This is a genomic window from Ruminococcus sp. 1001713B170207_170306_F1, assembly GCF_015668065.1.
Lineage (GTDB): Bacteria > Bacillota > Clostridia > Lachnospirales > Lachnospiraceae > Blautia_A > Blautia_A faecis.
Genome location: NZ_JADPEX010000004.1, coordinates 84,802 through 108,064 on the forward strand (window position 1 = coordinate 84,802; position 23,263 = coordinate 108,064).

A 23,263-nucleotide genomic window follows, 5' to 3' on the forward strand; every position below is an offset into this window, starting at 1 on the left:
CCTTTACAGTTCAATGTTGACGATTGTATCTTCGTCCATCTCTTTCAGCAGGTTTTCGCGCAATGCAGCAAGGTATTTATCAACATCATCCTTGCTCTCCAGCCGCCACGATGCAGTCTTGGCAACCGTCTTGATGGAAACATTCTTCGTGGTGCGCACCTTATATACCGACTGCGGTTCTGCCACCTTTTCTGCCGGTTTCACGGTCTCGCCGCGCTTTTCCGCCTCTTCTGCCTGACGCTTACGCTCTGCCTCGGCCTTTGCCGCTGCCTCCTTCGCAAGGCGAATGTCCTCTGCGTTCATCTCGTTGAGCAGGCGCAGCTTCAGTGCCTCCGCCTTATCTGCATAACTGCGCAGAGTGGAAACATTGTTGCAGTGCTCCGCACCGTCCATGATCTCCTTAAAGAGTTCCAGATAACGGTTGAACTTCGCATCCTTATAGGGCTTGGTGTTCAGCACTTCAAAGACACGGTTCCGATCCTGATTGATGGAATCTTTGGCCGGCTCTGCCTGCTCTTCCAGAATGCGCATATAGCAGTTCATAAACTTCTCGCGCAGCTCCGGCAGCTTCGGAATCTCCTTGTAGGGCTTCGGCATCCGGACAATGGTGCGCATCTTGGCCACCACGTCTTCCAGTTCTGCATCCACGATGTAGGTCTTGCTGTCCTCGTAGATATTCAGCATATCCAGCGCACGAGTGAAGATGGTCAGCTGCTCACTGCCAAAGAAATCTCGGATAGGCTCATAGTCTTCGCCAAAATCCATCAGATCGTCCTGCTCGTCAAATACAGTCTTAAAGAATTCAAGCGGTGCCTGAATCTGTACCAGTGCGGAAAGCCGCTTCTTGCCCTTTTCCAGAAGTTCTTTTCCGGGATAGGTGTAATTCTCATATTTCGGTTCCAGCCGCTCAATCTCGGTGATTTGATTCTCGCAGTAATGCTGGAAGTTCTTCATGATGGTATCTTCGTCATCGGCAGGCGGTGCCACCTTGAACAGCTCTTTCATCACGGTGCGGACAGCCTTTTTCTGGTTTTCCGGTACCCGCACGCGCACTTCCGTCAGCAGCTTATCCACGAACTGCTTCTTCGTGATATAGCCGATGATTTCTTCTTCGGAACGGTTGTTCAAATTGACGCTCTCACCATTGACCGTAAAGGACAGATCTCCACGCTTAAAGAGACGTGCCACCAGCCAATGGATGTCATCTTCCACCAAGCCATAGGGTGCTTTCATAAAGCGATCCTTGATGGTTTTCATAGAAGTTTTCATGTGCATCCGGGAATTGCCTGCCACAAATTGCAGCACATCATCCAGTGCGTGAACATTGGATTCTCCGGTATCTCCCAGTGCCAGCGACAGCTGATTGCTGGTCTTGAACATCTTCCGGATGTCTGCTTCGCCCATCGCTGCGTCGATGTAGGACAGCTTGTGGTAAACCGTCTGCACCAATCTTCCGATTGCCTCGTTGATGCGGCTGGTCACTTCCTTGCCGGAAGTGTGCAGCACATCGCCATTGACATAGATGGTGGCCTCTTTCAGAGCTTCCGTCAGGTAAAGCTTGGCGTTACCGTTGCGTTCCCGCATCTCTACGCGCTTTGCTTCCTTAATGGTCTCATACTTGGCAAGCTGCACAGAAGTATTCTTGCGCAGGAACCGCTCAATTTTCAAGTATGCCCGCATTTCCGTCAGGAACGCATCATCATTCGGCAGAACCACAAGGACTTCCTTGCCCTGGCCAGAGAGTAGGCGCAGCGTACCATCATCGGTGCCGCCCTCATACCACGGGGTCAACACACGGAGGCCGATATCGCAATTCTGGTTTGCCTTATAGGGGCGGTCATCCACTGTCTGATTGAAGGAGAACGCATACCGTCCGCCAAAGCTGGGGTACTGATACTTCTTGCTGGAGAAAATGTCCTCATAGATCATCTCTGCAATCTTCGTGATGACCTCCGGCATCTCCACATTTTCTTTTTCGATTTCGTTGTTGATTTCCTGTTCCTCATCGGTCAGGAATACATAGATGGAGCCATTCTTCTGGATCAGCATCTGGCGCATCAGCACTTTCAGTGCATCCTCCACCAGTGCCTTCAGAGAGATGCGATCATCGTCAATGCTGGTAATCATCAGGCTCACGATGTTGTCCACGTTGGCTTCGATCTCCAGAACATATTTAATCAGGAAAAGGGTCTTCAACACATTGATCGAAAAGACATCTTTTTCCTTCTTTTCCGGGTTGATGTAGCTGTTATCATAAGCGCGGATGATCACGCTGCTGTGGCTGTGGTCGAGAAAGTTCTCCAATGCATCATAGAACCGATAGAACGGCACGATTGCCCCCATCTCATCGTCCATCAGCTGCATGGCAGACTCTTTGAACAGAGCCAGCATGGAACGTTCACCTTCGGACAGGTGCTTGCCGGATGCACCGTGGGTACGGATACTGGTCAGCACGCTGGCAAGCAAATTAAACTGGTACGGAACAAAAGGATAAACCTCTGCAAAATCTTCTGCATTGGCATACAGTTTTTTCTCCACACCGTCGTTGAAGACAATCAGATTTTTGATGATGGTTGCTTTCTGGTCATAGAGCAGACGCAGGCTCTGTGCTGCGGTCTCAGTCTTATCCAGAATACGCTTTTTGATAACAGCGTCCACATTGGCAGAGGACAAAGAAAGACGCGTGTCGAAACGTCCCTGAATCTTGGAGAAGTCGTTACCCTTCACCTTGGTAATGGAGTCGATATCCTGCTGGCTCGTTACGATTACCCAAGCCTTACCCATGCATTCCTTGCCCAGTTCTTCCGTCACTGTCTGAAGGTTCAGCATCAGTTTGGAATCATCACCAATGTACTGGCCAATCTCATCCACAAGGAAAACCACATGGTGGTTGTTACCTTTTTTCTCAATATAGGACTTTACACGCTTGGCGAAATCCTCAATGCTGATCTGGTAGCCCTCGGTTGCTTTCTCACACCAGTTACGAGCAGCCGATTCGCTCATGAAATCCATGTCAGAAAGAACATCGACAACGGAATCCTGAATGAAATCGAAGTCCTGGCGAGAGCTTTCCCACGGATCGCCATACTCTTCTTCAAACTTATCCTTAAACTCTTCAAAACGACCTTCCTCGGAAAGCCTGCGCTCCAAATCGGCAAGGTGCGGCATGGAACCGCAGAAGCCCTGCATTTCATTGAATACCTTCAGGAACACATTCACAATGGCATCTTTGTTTTCCTTGCCATTAGAATCGCTTTTAGAATCAATGTTGAAAAGAATTACGTCCGATGGGGTGTTTGCTGCCAGCTGCATATCTGCCAGCACCATCTGATTGGTAATCTTCTGATCCTCGATAAAGTAGTCGATGGCATGTTTGTCTCCGACCTGTTTATTCTGAAGCAGATAGGACAGGATTTTCAGGAAATGAGATTTACCACTTCCAAAGAAGCCGGAAATCCAGACCCCCATTTTCGGTGTGGTTCCCTGAATACCTTTTTTATATGCTGCAAAGAAATCTGCAAAATGACGCTGAAGCTCACGGGTCACAACATACTCTTCCAGCTCCTGCGCTACATTTGTTTCTTCACCCTGACCGACAATGATAACGCCCTGTATCTCACGGTCAATTTTCTTTCGGAACATGTCCTTGATCTGCATAACTGTTTCCTCCATCCATTACTTTACCAGTCGGAATGCCCGGTAATAGTTATCGTCTTTAATCTCATTGAACAGGATCAGCTCCTGCTCATTATAGGTTCCCGGAAAGAACATCACGACCGGGCAGCGCACAAACGCCTGGTGCAAGTTGTTAAGCACCTTGTGGGAGCGCAAAATCGGATAGCACTTGCCGATACCGGTCAGGAACACGACTGCATTCTCCGGCGTATGTTCTTTGATATATTGCACGATCAGGCTGTCATCGTCATTCACCTTCATGGAGTTGGTCACTGCCTTGACGATACGCTCGATTCCGCGCTTTTTTTCAAAGTCATAGCACTTTTCCATGAAGTTTTTCTTTTCCAAAAAGTCAATGATGATATCATACAGGTCAAAGACCACAAGCTCAAAATCATCATCGCCCCGGTCGTTCTTATTTTTCAGATACTCTACACGCTCCCGAACTTCCAGTTCCTTTTCCGGTGGATAATCAAACACCCAATAGTTGACCTCATTTGCGCGGCCTGTTCCTTTTCGGAAAGACGGCTTATGGATTGCAAGCTCCATCTCATCCAGTCTTTGGCTTAAATCCATTTCATCTTACCCCCGTCAGTGTTTTTACCATGATGCCAAGGTCATGATCATAAAGCCAATGCTCAAATGCAATATCAAGAATTGGCTTAAGTATTTTTCTTGTGCTGTTTGCCCGGTTGCTTTCTAAAAGTCCCGCTTCATAAAGCTGCGTTTTATAGCAGGAACCGAGGCGGCGCAGCGTATAGTCCTGAAGAGAAGCCACTTTTTCACTCTGTTCCTGCTTATTTTTGAAAAATATCCGGATATCTGCATCCGTCAGCTCATCGGAACCAAGAATCATTTTTTCCCGCACTACTTCATACACAAAATCAAAGAATAGCGTGTCATGCAAAAGAGCCGCAGTCAGCACAAATAGTTTTTGCGTAGCAAGATCACTGCTCAGAAAGATTGGGTAAAAGCTTTCATCCAATGTCTTGATACGGGCTGTTACGGTAGAATAAATCTGCTGCGCTCGTAGTTTTGTCGGTGCGCCATAAATGTTTGTCTCTTCATTCAACTTTTTAATATCTGCAAAGCTCTTACCCTCACTCAAAAGCTGCACGGTTTTCCGAAATTCCATGAACCAGAACGAAAATTTCACGGCTCCGGCACTATACGGTTTTCTTTCCATCTTCGTTCTCTCCATTTCCGGATTTTGTTTTAATGTATCTGCCGCTTTTGATTCTGGCATCCTTCGGCTTTTCGGCGTTAATAGGAATGACCCACTGATGGCCTAAACGCTCGGCACCATCAATTCGCCCTTCCGTGCATAATGTCTGTACTCTCCTTGTGCAGATTCCCCATTTTTCAGAAGCCTGCTTAATCGTCATGAAATCCATACGGAACCTCTTTTTCGATGTCTAAAGTCACTCGCAGCAAGTTAAAATTTCTCATTTATATTCTACTCCAAGAAACGAACAAAATCAATCGAAAGTTCTTCCAAATTTTGAACGATTTTTTTAGAACCCACTCTTCTGCAAGCAGGGCTTTCGTGACACGAAAGCGATTTTCTGCTTGTTGGGGAAACTCCCCAATTCCCATAGAACGCTGCCTGCGGCATCGAGCTGCGCATCCGTTTCGGATGCTTTAACGGCAGTTCCTGCCAAAGAAAAAAGCCCGGTGCAGTATGAGCATTACGCCCACACTGCACCGTACTTTCCATCATCGACTACTTTGTCTGTTTTCCTCTTCCTGCCACACTTCCTTCTCATGCATCTGCTCTTTTTTCTGCTCGTCCTCTTTTAGGATTTCCTGCACAATCTTCTGTGCCACAAGCCAATCCTGCATTTCCGATTTGGTCTTGCGGTACTCTGCATAGGAGCTTTTCTTTCGTTCCAGAAGCATTGCATACTCTGCGTTCAGCTCGCTGATGCGCGGAAGCTTTTTGTCAGAACCGTTCTCTTTCTTATAGGCATCAAACGCTTTTTTCGCTGCGCTGCGTAAGGCCAGCGTATCCCGATGGGCTTCATAGAATTCCCGATTGTAACCGGATGCTTTATACGCGGCAAAAACATCTTTTGTCTTAGCCCCTTGCAGATTTGTCTGCAAAAGGCATCAGCCAGCCGCTTAGACTGCGGTACAGATAGCGGTGCTCCAGTAAGAGAGCTACTGCCGTCTTCTCTGGGATTCCGATTTCCTTACAGAAATTCCGGATGCAGGTGCAGTCCTCCGAATTCACAAAGGTATCAAAGTAGTCTGCCTTGGGCTGTGCCGCATCCAGCTGTTTGCGGATACCCTCAAGCTGCTCCCTCTCGGCTACAAGCTCCTGCGCCAGGGTGTAGATGACCTACGGGTGCTGAATCACCTGATTCAAAATGGAATCGCTCATATACACACCATGCTTTCGGATGGACGGGAGAACTTCATCAAACACCCAATGTTCAAACCGTTCTGCCGATGGCAGTTTGCTGTGAACGATCAGCCGGTAAACATCGCCTTCCGTGATAAAGGAGATTTCAACGACCTGCTCTCCAGCATCCCCATACTGATTCACCTTCTGAACGACCCCCTCGCGTTTCGTTAGGGGGTCTCTGCAATGGCGTTTCACTGCGGCGTAGGGATTCACATACCCCAACGCTTTCGCCACATCACTTGCACAGAAGAAGGTCTTGCCTGCCTCCTGCAACACGCGGATCGAACCAAACTCCTGGTTCTCGAACACCTCCATCATCTGCCTCGACTGTCCGCCATGACTGCCCACATCGGTATCATGGGTCTTCTGATTGAAATCCGTCATACCTGTTACCTCCTACTCAAATTTGTCTCGCCGGATTTCAGGCAAAAAAAAAAAAAAATAGAGCCTCGACCCATTCTCGTTTTCAAAGAATGAGCCAAGGCTCTATGTAAATCGGTCAAGTATGTGTTCGTCCGTCGATGGCAAAATTGGACTTCATTTGCTCCTATTGTCCACCAGTAATTTGACCACTATAAACCCATAAATTTCCGTTCAAATTCCATCAAAACCGAACAGTCCAGACAGAATTTTGGACATAGAAAAAGCCCGGAAAATAGCGTATTTCCGGGCTTTTTTAGCATTATTAAGCAGTCGATTATCGCTTGCTGAACTGTGGAGCGCGACGAGCTGCTTTGAGACCGTATTTCTTACGCTCTTTCATACGAGGATCACGAGTAAGGAATCCAGCTGCTTTAAGAACTGGTCTGTACTCTTTGTCTGCCTCAAGGAGTGCTCTGGAGATACCATGTCTGATAGCACCAGCCTGTCCTGTGTATCCGCCACCATGTACGTTTACAAGTACGTCAAATTTTCCTTCTGTCTCGGTAGCAGCCAGTGGCTGACGAACGATAACTTTAAGTGTGTCTAATCCAAAATACTCATCAATGTCTCTTTTATTGATAGTGATTTTACCAGTACCTGGGGTAAGGTAAACTCTTGCTACTGATTTTTTTCTTCTTCCTGTTCCGTAGAATTTTGCGCTAGCCAATGTTTTCTACCTCCTAATTAAAATGTTAAAACTTCCGGTTTCTGAGCCGCATGTTTGTGTTCAGGTCCGGCATAAACGAAAAGTTTTGTATACATTTCTCTTCCTAATGGTCCTTTTGGAAGCATACCTTTAACTGCCAGCTCAACAACTTTCTCAGGTTTCTTAGCCATCATCTCTTTTAATGTAGTCTCTTTCATTCCACCTACATAATCAGAGTGATTGTAGTAGATCTTCTGATCCATTTTCTTTCCTGTAACTTTGATCTTATCAGCGTTAACAACGATTACATAATCACCTGTGTCAACGTGTGGTGTAAACTGAGGTTTGTTCTTTCCTCTTAAAACGCTTGCTACGCCAGAAGCCAGACGGCCAAGGGTGCAGCCTTCAGCGTCAACTACATACCATTTTCTCTCGATTTTATCTGGATTAGCCATATAAGTCTGCATGGTTTTACCTCCTGTTATTTATCAACGATTGTTTGTATAAATGCGAATTCTCGCATATGTTAGTAATATGGAAACGATGGTGCAATTACTGCGGAAATGTCCGAAACCGCTGATAAATACCGTCGCCGGGGCTATTGGCTAAAGTATCTCGCACTACGTCACATTGAGTTATTATATTATAAGCCTCCGTTTCTGTCAACCACTTTTTCCCCATATTTCCATCTTTTTTTCAAAAAGTTTTCCACATTCTTCCTGGATTGCTGATCAGCTTTTCCACAAAGCCCGCTTGCTGCATCCACCTTATACACGCCCATCCACAACAGGTGTCTTTTGGAACAACAATTTATACACACTTTAATCAGGCATTTTATAAATTTTCTCTGTCAAGCGTTTTTTATAAATTTTCTCTGGTATTTTTCTCCGCAATGTGCTACATTAAAAAGAATGTATTCACAGGATACACAGTAACTATTTTATTTTTTCAGATAACTATTCAGCAAATACTATTCCGCGAGGCATTTTCACTATGAAAGCCCCAGGAGACAGCTGTGGAAGTGCCGCAGGAGGGTTCGCCTTTCTGTGCATCACAAAGCGCATAACTGTAAGAGAACTGAACAGTTACTTTTATTTGAGGTGAAGTTTTCATGATAACATTTTTATCCCATTTTTTCATCAAAGATTACAAAGACTACAGCTCCCCCCAGGTTCGCCAGTCTTATGGCATGCTCTGCGGAGCTGTGGGAATTGCCTTGAACATTTTTCTTTTTATAGGAAAATGGCTTGCCGGAATCCTAAGCGGCTCTATTGCCATCACGGCGGATGCCTTCAACAACTTATCGGATGCAGGCTCCTCTGTGATCACTCTGGTGGGCTTCAAGCTCTCCGGACAAAAACCGGATACAGAGCATCCCTTTGGACATGGACGCATGGAATATATCTCCGGACTTCTTGTCTCAGTTGCGATTCTGATCATGGGCTTCGAGCTGATCCGCTCCTCCATTGACAAGATCCGCACCCCGGAGCCCATTGAATGCAGCCCAGTTATTATTGCTGTCCTTATTGCATCTATTCTGGTAAAAATATATATGTACTACTATAACCGCACTATCGGTCACAAAATCGACAGTACTGCCATGCAGGCTACAGCTGGAGACAGTTTAAGTGACACAGTTTCCACCAGTCTGGTTCTTCTGGCAACTATCATCAGTCAGCTTACCGGATTGGTGCTGGACGGATGGTTCGGTGTCCTGGTGGGCATTTTTATCTTCTATACCGGAACCACTACAATGAAGGATACCATTGATCCCCTTCTCGGACAAGCCCCGGAGAAAAATTTAGTAGAGGAAATCGAAGAGATCGTTCTTGCCCATCCCCTTGTCCACGGCATGCATGACCTGATTGTCCATGACTACGGTCCAGGCAGACTAATTCTTTCCCTCCACGCTGAGGTTCCCGCCCACGGAGATCTGCTGATTATCCACGATGAGATTGACAACATTGAGCATGAGCTTCAGGACAAACTGAATTGTTCTGCCACCATCCACATTGATCCCATTGTCACAGACAACAAGGAGGTCAATGAAATACGCAGCCAGATTGAAGAAATCACCCGCAATCTGGACCGTCGTCTTTCCATTCACGATTTTCGCATAGTAGAAGGTCCTACCCACACAAACCTGATCTTCGACATAGCGGTTCCTTTCGAATGCAAACTCACCAACGTGGAGATCACAAATCTCCTCAAAGAACGCATCCGCAATATGGATGATGGCAACTATTGTGCCGTGATTCAAATCGACAGAGTATATTCATAAAAAATTCTTTTCCCCATACAAAAAGACTGGTTCTTCATGCAGCTGCATGAAAAATCAGTCTTTTTGTTATTTCGTCCGCACTGCGTCCGCTTTGAAGCACCTTTCCTTATCGAATATTCAAATAAACATCCTCTCTCGTATGAAATCCCCCGTCAATGATCACCTTATCCATATTTTCCGCCGTCACCGCAATTGGATCGATTTTATAATAAGGAATGTCATATGTCCCATCATTGAAGGTTTCTACCGCCTTGTATTCCCCTTCTCCGGAAGTAATATCCTCTCCTTTGCCAAGCGCCACTGCGAATTCGGCCGCCGTATTCGCTTCCTGTTCAATAGGCTTATAGACGGTCATTTCCTGTGTACCTTCCACAATCCTCTGACAAGCTGCCAGATCCGCATCCTGGGCCACCACAGCAACCTTCCCTGCCAGCCGGTTCTCCGACAACACCTTCACTGCCTGACTTGCCAGATCATCATTTCCGCACATCACTCCTACAATATCTTTTGTAACTTCCAACCCCTGAGTCACATAATTTCCGGCCAGCTCTGCCATCCAGTTATCGCAATATCCCGTATAAACCACATTCAGATTACTGCCTTCAATGGCTTTATTGAACCCCCTCACAACTTCATCCACATTTCTGTCTGTAGGAGATCCATTGATGGCAAAAATATTTCCTCCCTCTGGACAAGCCTGGATCAGCGCCTCTCCCATAAGGGTTCCAACCTTTTCATTATCAATGGTAATATACAGATCTGCATTAACATTTTCCACAATGCGGTCATAGCAAATTATATAAATCCCCATTTCCCGGGCTTCCTTCAGCACATCATACAGCGCATTTCCATCAATAGGGATCACCACGATCACATCCATCTTTTTCTTAATAAAATACTCTATCTGGGAAATCTGCTCTTCCACAACGCCTCCGGCTACCTGCACATTCACCTCTGCTCCAAGGCTCTGGGCAGTAGAAACAAACATATCCCGGTCCCGCAGCCATCTCTCAATTACAAAAGAGTCAAAGCTAAGCCCGATCTTCAGCTTATCTTCCTCTTTTGCTTCTTCCTTCTGCGACTCCTGAGGCTTACTTCCGCAGCCTGCTGCCAATGCAGCTGCCAGGAGCAAAGCCAACGACAAGATCAGCCAACGACACTTTCTCATTTTCCATACCTCGCTTTATACTCACTTGGAGTCATATCCATCTGCTTCTTAAAAATCCTGCTGAAATAATTGGGATCCGAATAGCCGCTCTGAATTCCCGCTTCCTTTACGCTCACATTTGCATCTACCAGAAGCTCTTTGGCTTTATCGATCCGGACTCTGGTCAGATACTCAATAAAATTCTCTCCAGTCTCCTCCTTAAAAATCTTGCTGAAATAATAAGGACTGATATTCACCTGACTGGATACATCATCCAGAGAAATATCCCTGCTGTAATTTTCCTGAATATAAAGCATGGCCTTCTTTACCGCGGAATTGGACTGATCTTCCTTCTGATCCCGGATTGCCCGGCATACATTTACCATCTTTTCCTGGAACCATTTACGAAGATCCTCATAGGTTGAAAGCGACATGGCAGTATCCAAATAGTCCCTGCGGTAACTAAATCCATAATTGATCGCGCCGCTTTCAAAAGCAATCTTCTCACCCCAGATAATAAACTCCAGTATTTTCAGGCGGATATTATTCATATCCTGTGAATAATGCTCTACCATCCAGTCACAGAAGAAGTTCACCTCCTGGAGCATCCCCTCCTCATTTCCCTCCTCAAGACAGCGGAACATCCTCTTCTCATCATTGCCGGGAAAAGCCTCGTCATAGACACCATTCTGGGAAAGATCCTCTATATGGATTACCCTGCCCAGGCTTCCGTTTAATGCCCGGAGTGCTTCGCGGTAAGATCTCTCAAGCTCTTCCATTTCCCATACTCTTCCAATTCCCACACGGAATTTTGCATCCAGTCTGCCCTCCAATCTTGCCACCAGCTCTCTTGCCTTTTCCACCAGATCAATACGGTCTTCATAAGGATTCTGGAAAATTTCACAAGGCACTACCACAGGGATACGGTTGGACATAATATTTCCAACCACACAGGGAAAAGCAGACTTCACCACATCCCGGAATTCCGGATAAAAGCTTTGCGCCTTCACATTCATTCCAACCGGGCTTACCAGTCTTCCATTTTCATAGCTTTGTCCAAACTGCACCACCATAACATAACCCTGGCCATATTCAATATCCAGAAGCTGCTGGTAATAACCTGCTGCTGCCATCTCCTTCTGGAAAAGAAGAGAATTCACATAACCAGATTCCACAACCGGGATAACTGTCTCCAGCTTTTCCTGGATTTTCAACAGATTACTTCTCTGATCACGAACCTTATCCACCTTTGCTGTCGCTTCTTCCACCACAGAAATAATCTTACTTTTCGAAATCGGTTTCGTAAGATACTGTTCCACACCAAGATTGATGGCTTCTTTGGCGTAATCAAATTTGTCATATGCAGAAACTACATAAAACAAGGCGGAATTGTTGAACTTCCGGATTTCCCGCATAGCCTGGATTCCATTAATTCCAGGCATGTGAATATCCATAAACACAATATCCGGGTGAAAGGTCTCCGCCTTCTCGATTACCGCCCTTCCTGTTTTCGCAGTTTCCACACTGCATTTATCTCCGAATTCAGCCAGAATCACTCCTTTAAAAGCTTCCAGCATAAGTCCTTCATCATCTGCTATCAGAATACGGTACATTTTTTACTCCCCTTTATTCAGCCTCTGTTCACTGCTCATTGCAGCATACTCCATGCTATCATTTTTTACTCATTCACTGGTGCTTTCAAACTCCACAGGTAAGGTGATATGCACACTGGTTCCAAGTCCAAGACCCTCACTTTCTATGGTAAGAAGATCTTTTTGTTTATAATACAGTTCCAATCTGTCAATTACATTTCCTACTGCTATGCCTGTAGAATAACGGTCCTCTCCATTATTTCGTGCTTTCCCTGCCATAACAGACCGAATCATCTCCTGTGTCATTCCGGCGCCATTATCACTGACTGTGATTTCCAGGTCATCCCCATCCTTGTGAATGGACATTCTGATTTTCCCAGTTTCCATACAGTCGTGAATTCCATGCTGCACGGCATTTTCCACCAGAGGCTGCAAAATCATACTTGGAATCCTGAAATTCCCGATTCCCTCATCCACATCTTTTTCATAATTGATATCTCCGGCAAATCGGACATTTAAAATATAAATATAATTGTCAACTGCATCCACCTCTTCCCAGAGAAGAGCATCATCCTCCATTTTCCGTACATTATATCGGAAAAAGTCTGCCATCTTTTCCAGAAAAACACCGGTACGCTCTGCATCCTCCAGCATGGCAAGCTGGGCCCCGGCATTCAGACAGTTAAACAGGAAATGCGGATTGATCTGAGCCTGAAGATATTTCAGCTGTGCTTCTTTCAGATGGGTCTCCATAAGAAGCTCCCTCTCCTTCATCTGCGCCTGCTTTTCTATACTTTCACGCTGTTGTTTAATATGAATGCGTATGCTGTCCAGCATCTGATTAAAGCTCCGGGTTACCACGCCAACCTCATCCTCGCAGACAACAGGCAGAATTGGCACATTCAGATTTCCCATGGCAACCTCATGCGCAGTACTGGAAAGCTGGGTCAGCGGCCGGATCATGGATTGCACAAACAGAATGATAATGGCCACGCCTACTGCCGCCACAATGAAAATAACCACCAGTGCCAGCCGATACAGTACATCCATAGAAGAAAGCAGGAGCTGGTAATTGGAGGAATTCATCCGGAAGCGCAGATTATTCAGCTTGTAAATATAAGAATTAATATATTCATAAAGCTGCAGTTCTTTTTCATAAGAAGCCTTGTACTTCTCAATATTTCTGCCTCGCTTGGCCTGAACAGTCTCGCTGGTCTGATTCAGATAGCTTTCTGACATTCTGCGTATATTTTTTTCCAGCATTTTTACTTCATTGTCCACATTCCGGTCATTCAGCTTATCCAGAAGCTCCCGGTAATCCTGCTCATAGCGATAGTAATTTTCCAGAGCCTTGGTTCCCTTTATATTCAGATATTCGTAAACCGTTCCTTCCAGCTTGTTTAAGGTATCCGAGAGATCATTAATTGCTGCATTGCTGGAAAAAACAGCATCAATCCGGTCTACACCGGTATGAATCTGTTCAAAGATAAAAAAATTGATGCATACTACAAACACCATGACAAGGGCCATAACAGAGCTTAATCTTGTCTGTATGGAATTCTGGACGGAAAGGCTTCCTTTTCTCTCTCTCACTTAATCCCCCTCCGTTCTGTAAGTCCCAACATTGCTTCTGGTGATCACATGCTGTCCCACACTGTAATAATTGCTGGTATGTCCCAGGGAGGAAAACTCTTCCAGGGCATTCACGCTGTATCTTCCGATTTCATCCATATCCAGAGCGATAGCTGAAGAAATAATCCCTTTGCTGATACCATCCAGAATTACATCGGAATAATAAAAACCAACTACATCCACATTTCCAACCTGGTTATAGTCAACCAGAGCCTGGTAAACGCACTCTGTCACAACCTCGTCCATGCACACCAGCACATCTGGCAGGTTCTCCTCGCTTACAAAAATATCCCGGACAAATTCCTCTGTATCAAAGCCAGAGCTGCTGTCAATGTTGTATTCTGAAATCGTTACGGTCTGATAATCCTTCTTTTTTTCCTCCAGTTCTTTTTTAATCTGGTAATAGATCAGATTGGTCTCCTGTGTCTTGGACTGGGAATTTGACAAAAGAAGGACCTGCGTATTCTCATGCTCCTTTAAAAGTCCAAGGATCTGTTCCGTGTAAGCATTTCCCAGCTGATAACTATTCAGTCCAACAAAGCTGATTCTGGCACTGGAGGAATCATCTGTCAGCACCGTAACTACCGGAATATCCGCATCTGAGGCCTCCTGGATCAGTTCCTGCTCTTCATCGCTTCCATCAGCTTCCAGAATGATCCCGTCCACCTGGGAGGCAATTCCAATACGCAGATAATCCGCCTGACTATAATTGGAATCGTGCCCGGGCTCGATCAATTCCAGATAAGCATCTGCATCCTTTGCCGCCTGGCTGGCGCTTTCATAGATAGAATCCCACATCAGGGTATTTTCCGCTCCTGCTATCATCAGATAATGTTTTGCGTAGCTGGATGCACCCTCGCCTTCACCAAGATCCACCTGATCCAGTTTTTTCTGGAAATAAATCCAGATTCCAGAGAGAAATAACATACAGCCTACTATAATAAAAAAAACAGTCAATGTGGATTTTTTCATAATTAATAAGTTCCTTTATTGCCCGCGCTTTTGCCTGTAGGCAAACCGCCATTTTATTATAAAATAAATATGCTTTCAAACATCTACAGTTTACCATATTTGCATGCTATATGCAAAAGAAGCCATTGCATTTCTGCAACAGCTCCTTTCTGATTACTGTTTACTGCACTCTCAGCAGTTTTTTGGCAATTATTTAGTTGGATTTTCTATTAGAGATAACATCAAATACAACTGCGATCAGAAGTACGGCACCTTTTACAACATACTGCCAGGAATCACCGATACCCATGATTGACATACCCATGTTGATAACACCAAGGAGAAGAGCACCGATTACAACACCACCTACAGTACCACTTCCACCGTATGCAGAAGCACCACCGATGAAACAGGAACCGATTGCATCCATCTCGAAGGATGTACCTGTACTACCATTTACAGAACCTACACGTGCTGCGCAGAGAAGACCTGCAAGGCCAGCAAGTAAGCCCATGTTTGTATATGCAATGAAATAAACCTTATTTGTATCGATACCGGAAAGCTGTGTTGCTTTCTCGTTACCGCCGATTGCGTAGAAGTAACGTCCAAACGCTGTCTTGGATGTGATGAAGTTGTAGATCATGCAGATTGCAACTACCCATACAAGCATTACGGAAATACCTTTATACTGATATAATTTGTAGCAATACCACAGAATAACAACTGCAATCACGGCTGCTCTGCTGTAATCAGAAGCTGCTGTATTCTGGCGATAACCTTTTTTCGCTTTGTTTGCTCTGGAACGCATGGTAGAGAAAATAATATAGCATGCGATCAGAACACCAACGATCAGTGCAGAATATTTCTTTCCATCATCAAGTCCCGGAATGTTAATGTAGGATGTAAATACATTCAGGAAAGATTTGTTCTGGATAGATACTGTCTTATTATCCAGTACCAGACGTCCAAATCCACGGAAAATGAACATGCCGGCAAGTGTTGTGATAAATGGAGGAATTCTCTTATAACCAATCCAGTAGCCCTGCCATACACCAACCAGAAGGCCGATTACCAGGCAAAGGAGAATGGTGATAAATGGATTGAAGCCCTTGCTGCCGATCAAGACAGCTGCAACACCACCAACGAAGCAGATAACAGATCCAACAGAAAGATCGATGTTACCACCAGTTAAGATACAGAGTAACATACCACATGCAAGAACCAGTACGTATCCGTTCTGAAGCATAAGGTTTGACATGTTCTGTGCGAAAAGAAGTCGTCCATCAGTCAGAGCACAGAACAGGATAAATACGATTACAAGTGCAATAACCATCGTATATTTTCTTAAAAAGTCTTTTATTTTTGCATTCATTTTGTTTTCCCCCTTCATTATTTCTTCTGATTCTGCATGATATGTGCCATGATGCCTTCCTGGGTAGCTTCTTTCGCATCCAGTTCTCCGGCCATTTTACCTTCATTCATGATATAAATCCGGTCACACATACCAAGGATTTCAGGCATTTCTGAGGAAATCATGATTACAGATTTTCCCTGTTCCACCATCTGATTGATCAGACAGTAAATATCATATTTTGCACCTACGTCGATACCACGGGTAGGCTCATCCAGAATCAAAATATCTGGTTCTGTGAACATCCACTTTCCAAGAAGGGCTTTCTGCTGGTTACCACCAGACAGGTTACCAATACGCTGCTCATTGGAAGGTGTTTTCGTTCCCATTTCTTTTGTCATCTGCTCCGCCAGCTGTACCTCAAGGTCCGTGTTGATAATTCCATTATCACAGACTTTGTTCAGACGGGCAAGAGTTGTATTGAAACGAATGGACTCATCAAGGATCAGTCCGTTTGTCTTACGGTCCTCAGTTACATATGCAAGACCATGCTGGATGGCTGCACGAGGATCTTTCAAATCTACTTTTTCACCCTTTATGTACAATTCTCCGGAAATTGCACTTCCATAGCTCTTACCGAAGATGGACATTGCCAGCTCTGTACGGCCTGCACCCTGCAGTCCTGAGAAACCAACAACCTCACCTTTATGTACTTTAAAGGAAATATTGTCGTCTACTATTTTTTCCGGATACAGAGGATGATGAACCGTCCAGTTCTTTACCTCCAGCATCACTTCTTTACTTACATTGTGCTCACGTTTCGGATAACGATCTTCCATAGGACGTCCAACCATTCCTTTGATGATCCTGTCCTCGCTTAAGTCATCCACGCCTTTTGTAAGTGTCTCGATTGTGCTTCCGTCTCGAAGAATGGTACAACGGTCTGCACAGTAAATGATCTCATTCAGTTTGTGTGTGATAATAATAGATGTCAGTCCCTGTTTCTTAAATTCCATAAGCAGGTCCAGAAGCATCTTTGCATCTTCATCATTCAGGGATGAAGTCGGCTCATCCAGGATGAGCAGTTTAACATCTTTTGAAAAAGCTTTCGCAATTTCTACCAGCTGCTGTTTGCCGGTTCCGATATCTTTGATCAGGGTCTGGGCAGATTCATGAAGACCTACCTGAGCCATATGTTTCTCAGCCTCGCTGTATGTTTTATCCCAGTCGATGGCTCCTCTTTTATTTTTGATCTCGTTTCCGAGAAACATGTTTTCACCGATGGAAAGCAGTGGGATCAATGCAAGCTCCTGGTGAATAATAACGATACCTTTTGCCTCGCTGTCATTAAGCTTTTTAAACTTACACTCTTCACCCTCGTAGGTAACCGTTCCAGTATAGCTGCCGTATGGATACTGACCACTTAATACGTTCATCAATGTGGACTTTCCCGCACCGTTTTCACCGATCAGCGCATGAATTTCGCCACGCTGAACTTCAAGGTTAACGTTATCCAAAGCTTTGACACCGGGGAATTCCTTCGTAATGTGTTCCATTACTAAAATATTGTCAGCCAAAATGGCGCCCCCTTTCCCATAAAGCAGGCGGGGCTTTTCACCCCGCCCACATTTAAACCTTTATTTTTGATTTGTATGACGTTTTCGTTCAGTCTTCATTAGTTTGCCGGATGAAGATATCCGTCATCATCCATTGTGTAATATCCTGGGTCAACCAGTGCTTCCTGAAGGTTGTCTTTTGTTACAACTGTAGGAACCAGAAGGAAGGATGGGCATTTGTTGCCTTCAGATGTCTCATAGGACTCTGTATCATATGCACACTCGAAATCCCAACCAGATTTTTCAATCAGAGACTCATCAACTGTATCACCAGCCAGCATTGCTTTTGCAAGGTCAAGTGTTACGACTGCTTCATTGGCAACTGCTTTGTAAACGGTCATGGACTGTTTTCCGTCAACGATGTTTGCAAGGTTTGCTTCATCACCATCCTGTCCTGTGATCAGAACTGTGTTATCACCAGCATAGTCAGACTCGATTGCCTGTGTTACACCAAGTGCTGTGGAGTCGTTGGAGCAAAGAGCTACGTCAAGCTGTGTTCCGTCTGCATAGTAGGATGCCAGAATATTCTGCATTCTTTCAAGTGCTGTCTGGGTATCCCATGCAGGTGTTGCAACAGAATCAAAATCAGTCTGTCCGGAAACTACATTTAAGGTTCCTGCATCAATGTATGGTTTTAATACATCAAATGCTCCATTGAAGAAGTATCCGGCATTGTTATCAGCAGGATCACCAGCTGTAAACTCGATATTGTATGTCTTGTCTCCAGCATTGTCCAGATCCAGAGAATCTACTACGTACTGTCCCTGAAGGGTACCTACTGTGTAGTTATCAAAAGAAATATAATAGGAAACAGCGTCGGACTTGATCAGACGGTCATAGGAAATAACTGGGATTCCTGCATCTGCTGCTTCATCCATAACTGTATTAAGAGCCTCGCCATCGATAGCTGCTACAACTAACAGGTTAACTCCGTCGGAAATCAGGTTCTGAATATCGTTTACCTGACGGTCTGTCTCGTTGTCAGAGTATGTAAGCTCTACTTCGTATCCAGCATCTTCGAACTGTTTCTGCAGATAGGAACCATCACGATTCCAACGCTCCAGAGACTGTGTAGGCATTGAAATACCGATCTTTCCGCCAGCTGCTCCGTCTTCTGCCATTACCGGAACTGCAAGTGAACCAACTGCCATTGCTGCTACCATTGCCATTGCTACTTTTCTCTTCATGAAAAAACCTCCCGTATCATTTTTATTTGCTATGTTCTATAGCTTTTTGATGGGATTATAATATCATATCGATGCTCTGTGTAAAATGGACTAATTTTGGATTGCTCTTTCATTTTTTGTGTTATGATATGCACAAAATTGTGCTGGGGTGGACATTTTTGTTGTGAAATTATGCTAGATTGTAATTATGTGCTATTGACATTTTTAATGTGTGAAGTGATATGCCAAAAAGAAGTATTGGAAAGGTGCATCTCGAAAATTTGCTATTTAATATGTTGAAAGTTGTCCAAATGCGTCCCTCCTGAAGAACTTTTCAACACATTAAATAGCAACGTTACTCATTAATCAAAGAACTGTATCCCCATCAGGGTGAGTCCCTGCGCCGGTGCGGTAGGACCAGCAGCGGAACGGTCTTTGGCATCCAGGATTTTCTGCATGCGCTCCGGTGGATACTGTCCATTTCCGATTTCAATCAAGGTGCCGGAAATAATGCGGACCATATTATAGAGGAAACCAGTTCCCGAAACGCGAATCGTAACTATGTCACCATCACGGAAAACTTCAATTCCGGTAACTGTACGGATAGTTGTTTTCACCTGGGCTCCGGAGCCGCAGAAACTGGCAAAATCATGCCTTCCGATCAGGTAGGATGTTGCCTCTCTCATTTTGTCCACATCTAATTTATAATGATAGAAATAGGAATAAAGCCGCTCTGTTGGTACCGGAAATTTGCGGTTCAGAATGCGATATTCATATGTTTTCTCACTGTCACAGTATCTTGGATGGAAGTCCGGTTCCACTTCTTCGGACATCTGAATCCGGATATCCTCCGGCAGACGCTGGTTCAGAGCATAAGAAATCTTCTCTCCCGGGATACGGGTGTTGGCGTCAAATACCGCTACGTTTCCAAGGGCGTGTACGCCTGCATCTGTACGACTGGCACCAATCGTTTCAATCTTTTCTCCCAGAAGCTCAGAAAGTGTATCATTCAACACTCCCTGTACTGTAATTCCATTGGGCTGTGTCTGCCAGCCACAATAATTCGTTCCATCATATGCTACAACAAGTCCAATTCGTTTCATCATCTTTCTCCTTGTGAAAATTCCCTCATCTGCATCCGTAGTCTATTTTAAGACTCTGAATACAGATGAGGGAACTATAACTTTTTAAATGGATGTTCAGTCGATTTAAATTCCAGCTGCCCTAAATCCAATTGCAACAGCCAGATACGCTGCCAAAATCACATATGCCATATGATCTCTTTTTTTATAACAAAGCGGTTTCATCTGGGTACGGTTATCGCCGCCATGATAGCATCTTGCTTCCATGGCCATGGCCAGATCATTTGCCCGTCGGAATGCGGAAATAAACAGCGGCACCAGAAGGGGAACCATGTTCTTCGCCTTCTGGATCAGATTCCCATTCTCGAAATCAGCTCCGCGGGCGATCTGCGCTTTCATGATCTTATCCGTTTCTTCCAGAAGAATAGGGATAAAACGTAGGGCGATCGACATCATCATAGCAATATCATGTACTGGTACATGGAGCTTATTCAGCGGGCGGAGCAGACGCTCCAGACCATCAGTCAGCTGGTTAGGCGTCGTCGTCAATGTCATAATGGAAGAACCGATCACCAGATAAACCAGTCGGATCGCCATAGTACCTGCCAGCACCAGACCTTCCTTTGTCACCTTAATAAATCCCAGCTTCCATACCACCTCACCAGGGGTAAGAATCATATTAAAAAATATGGTGATCAGAAGCAGCATGAAAATAGTCTTCAGACCTTTAAAAATAAACTTCACCGGAACCTTGGACAACAGGATCATTCCTGCAAGAAATATAGTAGCCACTGCATATCCTGCGAAGGTGTGGAACAAAAATACAGATACAATAAATCCAATGGTTCCTACCAGTTTGGTTCTTGGATCCAGCTTGTGAATCACGGAATCTGCCGGATAATACTGTCCGATCGTAATATCTCTGATCATTCGCTTCTGCCTCCCTTCTTAAGAAGTGAAGGCTTCTGCTTCTTTAAAGCTTCCAGAATCGTATCCCTGGCTTCCTCCACAGTGGTAGCTGTGGTATCCACATTCAGGCCATTTTCGGAAAGCGCATGCATGATATAGGTGATCTGCGGTGCCGCAAGTCCCATTCCTTCCAGTTCCTTATAATGGGAAAATACATTCTTCGGTGTATCGTCAAATACCATTTCCCCATGATTCATAACGATCAGGCGTTCCACATATTTGGCAATGTCCTCCATGCTATGAGAAACCAGGATAATGGTAATTCCTCTCATCTTATGAAGAGCCGCAATCTGATCCAGAATGTCATCTCTTCCCTGTGGATCGAGCCCTGCAGTAGGCTCATCCAGGATCAGGATTTTCGGATTCATTGCCAGAACACCTGCAATGGCAACCCGTTTCTTCTGGCCTCCTGAAAGCTCGAAAGGAGACTTGGTAAAATTCTCTTCCTTCACACCTACATGGGCAAGGGCCTTTTTTGCCTCTTCCTCAGCCTGCTCCCTGGAAAGTCCCTGATTCATAGGGCCAAAGCAAACATCTGCCAGAACTGTATTCTCAAACAGCTGGTGCTCCGGGTACTGGAATACCAGCCCCACCTCACTTCGAAGAGCCCGGCGGTTATAATTCTCCGCCCACACGTCTTCTCCATTATAAAGGATCTGACCGCTTGTAGGCTGGATCAAAGCATTAAAATGCTGGATCAAGGTTGATTTTCCGCTTCCAGTATGACCAATCACACCAATGAACTGTCCATCCGGAATTACAAGATTTATATCTTTCAGGGCGTGGCTTTCATAAGCAGTACCCTGACTGTAAGTATAGGTCACGTTCTTAAGCTCTATCGACATAATGCACCCACCAATTCCTCTTTCGTCAGTATTCCTTCCGGAATGTCCACGCCAGCCTTGTGAAGCTCATGGGCGAGCAATGTCACCTGGGGTACATCCAGCCGGTATTTCTTCAGTGTCTCTACCTGGGAAAAAATTTCTCTTGGAGTTCCCTGCATTACCACATTTCCACCATCCATCACATAAACCTTGTTGGCATGGATCACTTCTTCCATATAATGGGTAATGAGGACAACGGTTACATTTTCTTTTTTATTGAGCTCGGAAACGGCTTTCAATACTTCCTTCCGGCCATTCGGATCAAGCATTGCAGTTGGCTCGTCCAGTACAATACAGCTTGGACGCATCGCCACAACACCTGCGATGGCAACTCTTTGTTTCTGGCCTCCGGAAAGCTTGTTCGGAGACTGATAACGGTAAGCGGTCATTCCTGTCTTTTTCAGACTGTCATCCACACGCTTCCAGATTTCGTCTGTAGGTACTCCCATATTCTCAGGACCAAAGCCTACATCCTCTTCCACAACCGTACCAATGATCTGGTTGTCCGGATTCTGAAAAACCATCCCCGCTTTCTGGCGGATTTTCCACAGCTCCGGCTCCTTGGCTGTGTCCATATCATCCACCCACATGGTTCCCTCTGAAGGGATAAGCAATGCATTTATCTGCTTCGCCAATGTGGATTTTCCGGAACCATTGTGCCCCAGAACGGCCACAAAATCGCCGGCTTCAATGTCCAGGTTTACATCATTGACAGCACGCTGCGTTGCTTCCACATTGCCGTCCTCATCATACTTGAGATAGTCAAATCCCAGCTTGAATGCCTTGATAATTCCCATATTCTTTTTCCTCGTCTGTCAGGCCTTCAGCTCGTCCGTAGCTGCCGGAACTGCACCGGTCAACTCGTCCATTAACGCCCAGATTTCATCTTTTCCCTGCTTTGTCTCAGCGGAAAAAGGAATGATCTTACTGCCCGGGCGCAGCTTCAGTCCGTCCTTGATAGCCTTAATATTCTTCTGTACCTGACTTCTTTTCAGCTTATCCAGCTTGGTTGCAATAATGATCGGATTGTATCCGTTATTTACGATCCAGTCATACATCAGCTTATCGTTTGCAGATGGATCGTGCCGGATGTCGATCAGGAGAAATACTGCCTTCAGAGTCTGTGAGGTATGAAGATAACGCTCGATCATCTTTCCCCACTTCGCCTTCTCGGTCTCCGGAACCTTGGCATATCCATAACCTGGAAGATCCACAAGGTACATAAAATCATTTACATTATAAAAATTGATAGTCTGTGTTTTTCCCGGCTGGGAACTTGTTCTTGCCAGCGCTTTTCGGTTCAGCAGACCGTTAATGAGGGAGGATTTTCCCACATTGGATTTCCCTGCAAAAGCAATTTCAGGTCTTCCTGTGTCTGGCAGTTTGCTGGTGATACCACAAACGATATCCAGTGAAACGTTTTTAATTACCATTTTTCCTA

Annotated in this window: 23 protein-coding genes; 1 reads left to right on the forward strand and 22 read right to left on the reverse strand. The window is 45.1% G+C overall.

Annotated elements, in window-relative coordinates; genetic code table 11:
• Nucleotides 1-3: 3 nt before the first annotated feature.
• From brxC to rplM, 10 genes are all read right to left on the reverse strand, one after another.
• On the reverse strand, nt 4-3,657 hold the full coding sequence (gene brxC, locus I4V84_RS04405; protein ID WP_195991333.1) for a BREX system P-loop protein BrxC: 3,654 nt from the start codon (nt 3,655-3,657) through the stop codon (nt 4-6).
• 18 nt (nt 3,658-3,675) lie between these two features.
• The gene (locus I4V84_RS04410; RefSeq protein WP_005929853.1) at nt 3,676-4,251 is read right to left on the reverse strand and encodes a DUF1788 domain-containing protein; all 576 of its coding nucleotides are present in this window, start codon (nt 4,249-4,251) and stop codon (nt 3,676-3,678) included.
• Between the two features lies 1 nt (nt 4,252).
• Nucleotides 4,253-4,861, reverse strand: a complete 609-nt coding sequence (locus I4V84_RS04415) for a DUF1819 family protein (protein ID WP_007882141.1) — start codon at nt 4,859-4,861, stop codon at nt 4,253-4,255.
• Nucleotides 4,842-5,069: a helix-turn-helix domain-containing protein gene (locus tag I4V84_RS04420; RefSeq protein WP_002576387.1), complete on the reverse strand. Its 228-nt coding sequence runs from the start codon at nt 5,067-5,069 to the stop codon at nt 4,842-4,844. Before I4V84_RS04420 ends, I4V84_RS04415 begins: the two co-directional genes overlap by 20 nt.
• A gap of 62 nt (nt 5,070-5,131) precedes the next feature.
• Nucleotides 5,132-5,395, reverse strand: coding sequence for a hypothetical protein (locus tag I4V84_RS19575; RefSeq protein WP_243284021.1), 264 nt, complete (start codon nt 5,393-5,395; stop codon nt 5,132-5,134).
• Nucleotides 5,392-5,778 (reverse strand): hypothetical protein, encoded by a 387-nt coding sequence (locus I4V84_RS04425; RefSeq protein WP_243284022.1) that lies wholly within the window; start codon nt 5,776-5,778, stop codon nt 5,392-5,394. The genes I4V84_RS19575 and I4V84_RS04425 overlap by 4 nt, the downstream gene beginning before the upstream one ends.
• Nucleotides 5,753-5,908: a phage antirepressor KilAC domain-containing protein gene (locus I4V84_RS19830; RefSeq protein WP_272113009.1), complete on the reverse strand. Its 156-nt coding sequence runs from the start codon at nt 5,906-5,908 to the stop codon at nt 5,753-5,755. Before I4V84_RS19830 ends, I4V84_RS04425 begins: the two co-directional genes overlap by 26 nt.
• Before the next feature lie 108 nt (nt 5,909-6,016).
• Nucleotides 6,017-6,466 (reverse strand): BRO family protein, encoded by a 450-nt coding sequence (locus I4V84_RS19835; protein ID WP_243284023.1) that lies wholly within the window; start codon nt 6,464-6,466, stop codon nt 6,017-6,019.
• Between the two features lie 313 nt (nt 6,467-6,779).
• A complete protein-coding gene (gene rpsI, locus I4V84_RS04435) occupies nt 6,780-7,172 on the reverse strand; it encodes a 30S ribosomal protein S9 (RefSeq protein ID WP_118580486.1) in 393 nt (130 codons plus the stop codon).
• Nucleotides 7,173-7,189: 17 nt separating this feature from the next.
• On the reverse strand, nt 7,190-7,618 hold the full coding sequence (rplM, locus tag I4V84_RS04440) for a 50S ribosomal protein L13 (protein ID WP_117853326.1): 429 nt from the start codon (nt 7,616-7,618) through the stop codon (nt 7,190-7,192).
• A gap of 644 nt (nt 7,619-8,262) precedes the next feature.
• On the opposite strand from rplM, the gene I4V84_RS04445 reads away from it, so the two are divergent.
• Complete coding sequence (locus tag I4V84_RS04445) at nt 8,263-9,432, forward strand: cation diffusion facilitator family transporter (protein ID WP_195991334.1); 1,170 nt, start codon at nt 8,263-8,265, stop codon at nt 9,430-9,432.
• 106 nt (nt 9,433-9,538) lie between these two features.
• On the opposite strand, the gene I4V84_RS04450 is transcribed toward I4V84_RS04445, so the two are convergent.
• The 12 genes from I4V84_RS04450 to yihA all read right to left on the reverse strand — a co-directional run bounded on the left by I4V84_RS04450 (nt 9,539) and on the right by yihA (nt 23,255).
• Nucleotides 9,539-10,600 (reverse strand): substrate-binding domain-containing protein, encoded by a 1,062-nt coding sequence (locus tag I4V84_RS04450; protein ID WP_195991335.1) that lies wholly within the window; start codon nt 10,598-10,600, stop codon nt 9,539-9,541.
• A complete protein-coding gene (locus I4V84_RS04455; RefSeq protein WP_148461691.1) occupies nt 10,597-12,192 on the reverse strand; it encodes a response regulator in 1,596 nt (531 codons plus the stop codon). Before I4V84_RS04455 ends, I4V84_RS04450 begins: the two co-directional genes overlap by 4 nt.
• Before the next feature lie 69 nt (nt 12,193-12,261).
• Nucleotides 12,262-13,764, reverse strand: coding sequence for a histidine kinase (locus tag I4V84_RS04460; RefSeq protein WP_195991336.1), 1,503 nt, complete (start codon nt 13,762-13,764; stop codon nt 12,262-12,264).
• Nucleotides 13,765-14,775, reverse strand: a complete 1,011-nt coding sequence (locus I4V84_RS04465; RefSeq protein WP_187565445.1) for a substrate-binding domain-containing protein — start codon at nt 14,773-14,775, stop codon at nt 13,765-13,767.
• Between the two features lie 193 nt (nt 14,776-14,968).
• Entirely contained in the window at nt 14,969-16,126 is a 1,158-nt protein-coding gene (locus I4V84_RS04470; RefSeq protein ID WP_148461694.1) for a sugar ABC transporter permease, read from the reverse strand.
• Between the two features lie 17 nt (nt 16,127-16,143).
• Nucleotides 16,144-17,682 carry a sugar ABC transporter ATP-binding protein gene (locus I4V84_RS04475; RefSeq protein ID WP_173771707.1) on the reverse strand — a complete coding sequence of 513 codons (1,539 nt, stop codon included), beginning with the start codon at nt 17,680-17,682 and terminating at the stop codon, nt 16,144-16,146.
• A gap of 98 nt (nt 17,683-17,780) precedes the next feature.
• Nucleotides 17,781-18,908 (reverse strand): sugar-binding protein, encoded by a 1,128-nt coding sequence (locus I4V84_RS04480; protein ID WP_148461696.1) that lies wholly within the window; start codon nt 18,906-18,908, stop codon nt 17,781-17,783.
• Nucleotides 18,909-19,249: 341 nt separating this feature from the next.
• Nucleotides 19,250-19,993, reverse strand: a complete 744-nt coding sequence (gene truA / locus I4V84_RS04485; RefSeq protein ID WP_334286015.1) for a tRNA pseudouridine(38-40) synthase TruA — start codon at nt 19,991-19,993, stop codon at nt 19,250-19,252.
• A gap of 102 nt (nt 19,994-20,095) precedes the next feature.
• Nucleotides 20,096-20,899 carry an energy-coupling factor transporter transmembrane component T gene (locus I4V84_RS04490; RefSeq protein ID WP_118582725.1) on the reverse strand — a complete coding sequence of 268 codons (804 nt, stop codon included), beginning with the start codon at nt 20,897-20,899 and terminating at the stop codon, nt 20,096-20,098.
• Nucleotides 20,896-21,783, reverse strand: coding sequence for an energy-coupling factor transporter ATPase (locus I4V84_RS04495; RefSeq protein ID WP_118582723.1), 888 nt, complete (start codon nt 21,781-21,783; stop codon nt 20,896-20,898). The genes I4V84_RS04490 and I4V84_RS04495 overlap by 4 nt, the downstream gene beginning before the upstream one ends.
• Nucleotides 21,774-22,619 (reverse strand): energy-coupling factor transporter ATPase, encoded by an 846-nt coding sequence (locus I4V84_RS04500; protein WP_118582720.1) that lies wholly within the window; start codon nt 22,617-22,619, stop codon nt 21,774-21,776. Before I4V84_RS04500 ends, I4V84_RS04495 begins: the two co-directional genes overlap by 10 nt.
• Nucleotides 22,620-22,637: 18 nt before the next feature.
• Entirely contained in the window at nt 22,638-23,255 is a 618-nt protein-coding gene (gene yihA / locus I4V84_RS04505) for a ribosome biogenesis GTP-binding protein YihA/YsxC (protein WP_118582717.1), read from the reverse strand.
• Nucleotides 23,256-23,263: the final 8 nt, after the last annotated feature.